Below are 6317 nucleotides of genomic sequence, written 5' to 3' on the forward strand. Positions count from 1 at the left end.
TGGCAGGATGACGGGCATGGCCAGCGCAGTCCGTCTCATCCGGTCCGACGTCCTGAGCGACGTGGCGCAGTACGCCTACGCGTCCACCGTGCCGACCGGGACCCGGCTCGTGTTCCTCGCCGGGGCCTGCCCGCTGGCCCCGGACGGGTCGACCGTCGCGGTCGGCGACTACGCGGGCCAGGCTGCCCGGTGCATCGAGACGATGCAGGAGGCGCTGCGTGCCGCAGGTGCGTCCATCGAGGACGTCGTGAGCACCCGGGTGCTCGTGGCGTCCTCGCGGCAGGCCGACCTCGTCACCGCATGGCAGGTGGTGCGCGATGCCTTCGGCGCGCACGACGTGCCGAGCACCCTGCTCGGGGTCACGGTGCTCGGCTACGACGACCAGCTGGTCGAGATCGAAGCCGTCGCGGCCGTCGCCGACGGCCAGGCCACGTGACGGCGCGAGGCGTCGAGGTTCCCGCGCTCCCGCGCTCCCGCACACGCTCGCCTCAGAAGCCCGGACCCGCTTTGACCAGCGCGATGCCGACACCGACGAGCGCGAGGACGAGACCGGCCACGAACGTCCGCGGGGACGGGTTCTCCCCGCGGAGCCTGGCCACGACGGGCCCGAGGAGGGCGAGCCGGACCACGAGGTACGCGATCGCGATGATCTCGGCCGCGAGCCCGGACGTGCCGGTCAGCCAGGCGTAGGCGAGGACGGCAGCCGGCAGGAAACCGGAGGTGAGGATGGGCAGCGAATCTCGCAGCTCGGCGCGGACGGTCTCCCCGGTGAGGCGGTGGTCGCTCCGCGCACGTCGTCCGACCGATTCGGCGAATGTGTGCGCGAGGAAGGTCGAGAACGCGGTGGCGAGGACGTACCAGAGCCCCCGACCGCTCTCGGCGGTGTCCGGGACCATGGGTGCGATCGTGGCGAGGATCACGATGTTGCCGTACACGAACGCCGTGATGCGGCTCGAAGCGTCCTCACGCGACAGCCGCTTCCGGCCCACAGAAGTCCTCTCGTGCGGGCTCAGTAGTACTCACCCTGCCGGTAGTCCCAGCTGGTGAAGGTGTCGGCCAGCAGCCCCATGATCCGGTCGACGTCGAGCCCCTTGCGGATGAGCGTCGGTGCGGGAGTGATCGAGCGCTGTCCGTCCTGCGCCGGGATCAGGGCTCCCGTGCTGTCGACCATCGACACCATGACGCCCTGCTCGTAGCGGGTCTGGATGCTCTTCTCCGGCTGGATGGACGCGACGTAGTCGTCGGCCTCGACGATCACGTCGGCACGCTCGGCGATGCGCTCGCCGATGCCGTCGACCACGCCACGGTTGCCGGTGCCCGACGGGTTGGCCGAGCTCGCGAAGGCGAACTTGCCGTGCTCGGTCCAGAGCTCGCGGGCGGCGAGCTCACCGGGGACGCCGAACCTGATGACGAAGCAGGACGTGCCGCGGGTGTCCATCATGAGTTCGTCCGAGCCGTCCGTCGGCAGCGCCGCTCGACCCTCGTCACTCCAGGGCAGGATGCACCCGAGCAGGATGTCCTCGTCCCAGCACCGCTGGTACAGGGCGTCGATCTCGGGGGTGAGCTGCGCGATGCTCCGGAGCATCTCGAGCGAGCTCACGAGCACGACGCCGGGCTTGTTGCGGTTGCGTTCCTTCGCGTCGAACTTGCGCTCGAGGCCCGCGCGGTCCGAGGTCATCAGGATGTAGCCGACCTTGGTGGGGACCACCGCCAGCCCGCCGTCGTGCAGCAGGGCATCCACCGCACTGCGGGGGACACCGCCGGCCCAGTGCACCCGGTTCATGCTGACCTGCGTGTCGTCGTTCATGCCCGTCCTCGTTCCGCTCGTACGCCAGACGATCGTCTGACAGCGGGAGCCTATGGACGCCGGGGGAGCCGGACAAGGGCGGCGGACGCCACCTGTGGGCCTTCTCCGAAGGGTTCAGGCGGGCTCGCAGCGAACGACCGCGGCTGGTCGGCGCTGAGCCGCGCACAACCAAACCGCCTCCGCGCCACGTGGTCGCGCGGTTCGAGGTCACTTTGGTTGTGCGACGCCCCGGACGCCGGACGCCGACGCCGCCGGCCCGCCTCCGCATCACTCCACCAACGACTGCGTCCCCACCACGATCGCCAGGGCCAGCCGCTCCGCGTCCACCGATCCGGGCTCGGCCGTGTACGCCAGGATCCGCAGGTCCTCCGGCCCGACGACCAGGGTGTCGCAGTCGAGCGTGATCAGCCCGACGTCCGGGTGGTCGATGACCTTCCGCCGAGCGGTCTCGCCGAGCGCCGTCGCGCCCGAGTCCCACAGCTCGACGAAGCGCGGGCTCGCCGCCCGAAGGTCCCGCACGAGCTGCTGCAGCTGACGGTCGAGCGGGTAGCGAGCCACGGTCATCCGGAGCCCCGCCACCAGGTTCGCCTCGAACGCCGCCTGCTCCTCGGGCGTGTGCACGGCGCGGCTGCCGGATCCGACCAGGTGTCGCCACGCGGTGTTCCGGTCGTTCCCACGCAGCGCCCCGATCGGCCCCATCAGCGCGTCGTACGGGGCGTTGGCGACGAGCAGGTTCCCCGCGGCGTCGAGCACCGCGACGGGGGTGTCCGCCAGCCGGTCGAGCAGCCGCTGCACGCTCGGCGGGATCCGCGACGGCACCACGTCGACACCGGGGACCGCGTGCCCGGCGAGCCTGTAGAGCAGCTCACGGTCGGCATCGGCGACCCGCAACGCCCGCACGAGCGCCTCGACCACCTGGGCGGACGGCGAGGTCGCCCGCCCCTGCTCGAGCCGGGTCAGGTAGTCGGCCGAGATCCCCGCGAGGCCGGCCAGCTCCTCACGCCGCAGACCGGCCGCACGCCGACGCGGCCCGACGACCACGCCCGCCGCCTCGGGGGAGACGTGGTCGCGCAGCCGCCGCAGGGTGTGCCCGAAGTCCGTGTCCGCCATGTCCCCAGTCTGCGCGCGACGGGCGACCGGGTCCTGGCCCTGCCGGTCCTACGACAACGGGGCGACTCCCTGCGGTCGCCGCCGAGCGTGACGCTGGAACCATGACAACGACACTCATCACCGGGGCCACCCGCGGCCTCGGCAAGGAAACCGCCCGCCAGCTCGTCGAGGCGCGCCACACCGTCTGGATCGGCGCACGTGACGCCGAACAGGGCGCAGCGGTCGCCGCCGAGATCGGCGCCCGCTCCGTCCAGCTCGACGTCCGCGACGACGACTCGGTCGCCGCGGCCTTCGCCCACGTCGACGCGAACGGCGGACTCGACGTGCTGGTCAACAACGCCGGCATCGCCGTGTGGGGGCAGAGCGGGCCCGAGGCGCTCGCCGTCTTCGACACGAACGCCGTCGGCACCATCCGCGCGACCGAGGCCGCGCTGCCGCTCCTGCGTCGTTCCGCCAACCCGATCGTGGTGAACCTGTCGAGTGCGCTCGGCTCCTTCACCGCCACCCACGACCCGTCGAAGCCAGCGTTCACCGTGCCGGCCGTGGTCTACGGCGCGTCGAAGGCAGCCGTCTCGATGCTGACGGTGCAGTACGCACGCGTCGTGCCCGAGGTGCACTTCGTCGCGATCGAGCCCGGCTACACGGCCACCGAGTTCGGTGGCATGCCGAACCCGCACGGTCGCCCCGTGGAGGTCAGCGCCGCGACGATCGCGGCCGCCGCGAGCGCGGGCCCGGAGGGCCCCACCGGCGTGTTCCTGGAGGACGGCCAGACGCTCGGGTGGTGACGCCGTGACGGCCGGGAGGCTCGTGGCGGCGCTGCCACGAGCCTCCAGGCCGTCGTCTGGTCGCGTCTACAGCAGCTGGCGCGCGTTCGTGGAAGCAAGGTCCAGCAGCTCGTCGCCGCGACCCGACAGCACCGTGCGGATGGCGTAGAGCGTGAAGCCCTTCGCCTGCTCGAGCGTGACCGCCGGGGGCATGGAGAGCTCCTGACGGTTCGCGCGGACCGACACGAGCGCGGGACCGTCGTGCGCGAGCGCGGCGGCCATCGCGTCCTCGAAGTCGTCGGACACGTCGACCTTGAACCCCTTGATGCCGATCGCCTCGGCGACGGCGGCGAAGTCCGGGTTCTGGAGCTCGGTGCCGTAGTTGACGAAGCCGGCGGCCTTCATCTCGAGCTCGACGAAGTTGAGCGACGAGTTGTCGAACACGACGATCTTCACCGGCAGCTTGTTCTGCACGATCGTGATGAGCTCGCCGAGGAGCATCGTCAGGCCGCCGTCGCCGGCCAGCGCGATCACCTGCCGGTCCGGGAACGCCGTCTGCGCACCGATCGCCTGCGGGACGGCGTTCGCCATCGTGCCGTGCACGAACGAGCCGATCAGCCGGCGCTTGCCGTTCATCGTGAGGTAGCGCGAGGCCCAGACGACGGGGGAGCCGACGTCGGGGATGAAGACGGCGTCCTCGGCGGCGAGCCGGTCGAGCACCCGGGCGACGTACTGCGGGTGCAGGGGCTTCTTCTTGCCGGCGGGGACCGCCAGGTCGTCGAGCTTCTCGCGGGTCTTCCGGTAGTGCTTCAGCGAGTCCTCGAGGTGCTTCGTCGGGTGCGACCCGGTCAGCAGCGGGAGGAGCGCGAGGGCGGTGTCCTTCACGGTGCCGACCATGCCGATGTCGACCGGGTGGCGCCGGCCGAGCTGCGAGCCGCGGATGTCGACCTGCACGTGCTTCGCCTTCGCGGGGAAGAACTGCTGGTAGGGGAAGTCCGTGCCGAGCATGAGCACGACGTCGGCGTCCTCCATGGCGCGGTAGCCGGAGGCGAAGCCGAGCAGCCCCGTCATGCCGACGTCGTAGGGGTTGTCGTACTCGATGTACTCCTTGCCGCGCAGCGCGTGCACGATCGGGGCCTGCAGTCGCTCGGCCAGGGCGACGACCTCGTCGTGGGCGTCCGCGACCCCGGCTCCGGCCAGGATCGTGATCCGGTCGACGCCGTTCAGCAGGTCGGCGGTGCGCTGCAGCTCCGTCTCGCTCGGCACGATCCGCGGGGTCGTCCGCTCGATGCGGGTGACGCGGTCGTCCTTCGCCTCGGCGAGCAGGACGTCGCCCGGGATCACGAGCACGGCGACACCGCGCTTCTCGATCGCCTCACGCATGGCGATCTCGAGCAGGCGGGGCATCTGCACCGGGTCGGCGACGTACTCGACGTAGACGGAGCACTCGCGGAACAGCTCCTGCGGGTGGGTCTCCTGGAAGTAGCCGGACCCGATCTCCGCCGTGGGGATGTGCGCGGCGATCGCCAGCACCGGCACCCGCGAACGGTTCGCGTCGTACAGGCCGTTGATGAGGTGGAGGTTGCCGGGTCCGCAGCTGCCGGCGCAGACGGTCAGGTCACCGGTCAGGGCGGCTTCGGCAGAGGCGGCGAACGCGGCCGCTTCCTCGTGACGGACGTGCTCCCACCGCATCGTGCCGTCCTTGCGCAGGGCGTCGGTGAAGCCGTTCAGGGAGTCCCCGGGCAGACCGTAGACCCGGTGGATGTCGTTGGCGCGGAGGGTGGCGACGATGTTCTCGGCAACGGTGGGCATGCGTCCTGTCTACTCGCGACCGCTGCGCTGAACGCATTCGGATGATCGTGAGGCTCGCTCGCCCCTGCATGTCGAACTCGGGCTGCGACGATGGCCGGATGACCGACGACGCGCCGCTCCTCCGTCCCCGCCGACGGGAGCCCGCCGCGGACGGGATCCTCGAGCGCTCGCCGTACCCGCTCGTCTCGGTGGCGATCGCCGTCATCGCGGTCGTCGTCATCACCATCGTCGGGTTCACCCTCGGCACGGTGGACCTCGGGCTGTCGAAGGCCCTCAACGCGCTGCACACCGGGTTCATCGGGGCGTTCAGCACGGCGGTCTACCACGTGATCAGTCCGGCGCCGGCGATCGGCATCACGGTCGTCGTCGTCGCCGTGATCTGGTGGCGGACACGCGACCTGCGGCCGGCCCTGGCGTTCGGCGGGACCATCGCGATCACGTGGGTGCCGTCCGCGATCGTGAAGGAGATCGTGCACCGCGCCCGGCCCGACGTCGCCGTGCTGCCGCACCCGTTCCCCGTGCAGCCCGACCCGGGGTACCCGAGCGGGCACACGGTCTACATCACGGCGTTCGTGGTCGCCCTGATCTGGCTGCTCCGCGAGACCCGGTGGCACCGGCTCGCCCTGACGCTCGGGGTCGTGGCCATCGTGATCGTGTTCTTCGCGGTGTCGATCGACGCGGTCCACTACCCGACCGACGCCGCTGCCTCGATCCTGTGGGCGCTCGCCGTGGCGCCGGGGGTGCGGGTGGTGTGGGTCGACTGGCTCATGCCGCGGGTGCCGTTCCTGCGGCCGGGGCGGGGCTGACGCCGGGCGGGTTGGGGC

7 protein-coding genes are annotated in these 6317 nt (G+C 71.4%); 3 read left to right on the forward strand and 4 right to left on the reverse strand.

Features of this window, described 5'->3' with window-relative positions; all coding sequences use genetic code 11:
- The first annotated feature begins 16 nt into the window (after positions 1-16).
- A complete protein-coding gene (locus tag KK087_RS15320; RefSeq protein WP_214566444.1) occupies positions 17-436 on the forward strand; it encodes a Rid family hydrolase in 420 nt (139 codons plus the stop codon).
- A 52-nt stretch (positions 437-488) separates the two neighbouring features.
- On the opposite strand, the gene KK087_RS15325 is transcribed toward KK087_RS15320, so the two are convergent.
- The 3 genes from KK087_RS15325 to KK087_RS15335 form a co-directional block, all read right to left on the reverse strand.
- Complete coding sequence (locus KK087_RS15325; protein ID WP_307860098.1) at positions 489-989, reverse strand: hypothetical protein; 501 nt, start codon at positions 987-989, stop codon at positions 489-491.
- Between the two features lie 20 nt (positions 990-1009).
- A complete protein-coding gene (locus KK087_RS15330; RefSeq protein WP_214566445.1) occupies positions 1010-1807 on the reverse strand; it encodes an L-threonylcarbamoyladenylate synthase in 798 nt (265 codons plus the stop codon).
- A 267-nt stretch (positions 1808-2074) separates the two neighbouring features.
- Complete coding sequence (locus KK087_RS15335; protein WP_214566446.1) at positions 2075-2917, reverse strand: helix-turn-helix transcriptional regulator; 843 nt, start codon at positions 2915-2917, stop codon at positions 2075-2077.
- Between the two features lie 101 nt (positions 2918-3018).
- On the opposite strand from KK087_RS15335, the gene KK087_RS15340 reads away from it, so the two are divergent.
- Positions 3019-3702, forward strand: a complete 684-nt coding sequence (locus KK087_RS15340) for an SDR family NAD(P)-dependent oxidoreductase (RefSeq protein ID WP_214566447.1) — start codon at positions 3019-3021, stop codon at positions 3700-3702.
- Positions 3703-3768: 66 nt separating this feature from the next.
- On the opposite strand, the gene poxB is transcribed toward KK087_RS15340, so the two are convergent.
- A complete protein-coding gene (gene poxB, locus KK087_RS15345; RefSeq protein WP_214566449.1) occupies positions 3769-5493 on the reverse strand; it encodes a ubiquinone-dependent pyruvate dehydrogenase in 1725 nt (574 codons plus the stop codon).
- Positions 5494-5591: 98 nt separating this feature from the next.
- Here poxB and KK087_RS15350 point away from each other — a divergent pair, with 98 nt between their 5' ends.
- Complete coding sequence (locus KK087_RS15350) at positions 5592-6299, forward strand: phosphatase PAP2 family protein (protein ID WP_214566451.1); 708 nt, start codon at positions 5592-5594, stop codon at positions 6297-6299.
- The last annotated feature ends 18 nt before the right edge of the window (positions 6300-6317 follow it).

The sequence above is a fragment of the Curtobacterium aurantiacum genome, from assembly GCF_018598555.1.
GTDB lineage: Bacteria > Actinomycetota > Actinomycetes > Actinomycetales > Microbacteriaceae > Curtobacterium > Curtobacterium aurantiacum.